This is a genomic window from Pseudomonas sp. No.21 (assembly GCF_054558415.1).
On record NZ_BAAJNO010000040.1, the window covers coordinates 1 to 1,040 of the forward strand.

Below are 1,040 nucleotides of genomic sequence, written 5' to 3' on the forward strand. Positions count from 1 at the left end.
TTCTTGTTCACGGTGATGCCGGCGCGGCCCAGGGCGGCGTCGGCGTCCTTGCCGGTCAGGCCCTGCTTGATCAGGCTGACCAGGAACAGGTGGTTGTCGGTGCCGCCGGAGACCACGTCGTAGCCACGCTCGATGAACACTTTGGCCATCGCCTGGGCGTTCTTGATCACCTGCGCCTGGTAGGTCTTGAAGCCGGGCTCCAGCGCCTCCTTGAAGCACACCGCCTTGCCGGCGATCACGTGCATCAGCGGGCCGCCCTGGGCGCCGGGGAACACGGCGGAGTTGAGCTTCTTCTCGATCTCCTCGTTCCTGCGCGCGAGGATCAGGCCGCCGCGCGGGCCGCGCAGGGTCTTGTGGGTGGTGGTGGTGACCACGTCGGCATAGGGCAGCGGGTTGGGGTACAGGCCGGCGGCCACCAGGCCGGCGACGTGGGCCATGTCGACGAACAGCAGCGCCCCGACCTGGTCGGCGATGGCACGGAAGCGCGGGAAGTCGAGGGTCTTGGAGTAGGCGGAGAAGCCGGCGACGATCATCTTCGGCTTGTGCTCGACGGCCAGGCGCTCGACCTCGTCGTAGTCGATCAGCCCGGTGCGGGTGTCGATGCCGTACTGCACGGCGTTGTACAGCTTGCCCGAGGACGACACCTTGGCGCCGTGGGTCAGGTGGCCGCCGTGGGCCAGGCTCATGCCGAGGATGGTGTCGCCGGCATTGATCAGCGCCAGGTAGACGGCGGCGTTGGCGGAGGAGCCCGAATGCGGCTGGACGTTGGCGTAGTCGGCGCCGAACAGGGCCTTGGCGCGGTCGATGGCCAGCTGCTCGACCTTGTCGACGTACTCGCAGCCACCGTAGTAGCGCTTGCCCGGGTAGCCCTCGGCGTACTTGTTGGTCAGGCCGCTGCCCTGGGCCTGCATCACCCGCTGGCTGGTGTAGTTCTCGGAGGCGATCAGCTCGATGTGGTCTTCCTGGCGGCGCTCCTCTTCCTGCATGGCGCTGAACAGTTCGTCGTCGTAGCCCTGGATCTGGTCGTGCTTGCTGAACAT

At 67.1% G+C, this 1,040-nt stretch carries 1 protein-coding gene; it reads right to left on the reverse strand.

What is annotated here, in order from left to right; all coding sequences use genetic code 11:
* The coding region (gene glyA, locus ACYJSS_RS30660; protein ID WP_459481272.1) for a serine hydroxymethyltransferase at window positions 1-1,040 on the reverse strand (1,040 nt) is incomplete at its 3' end.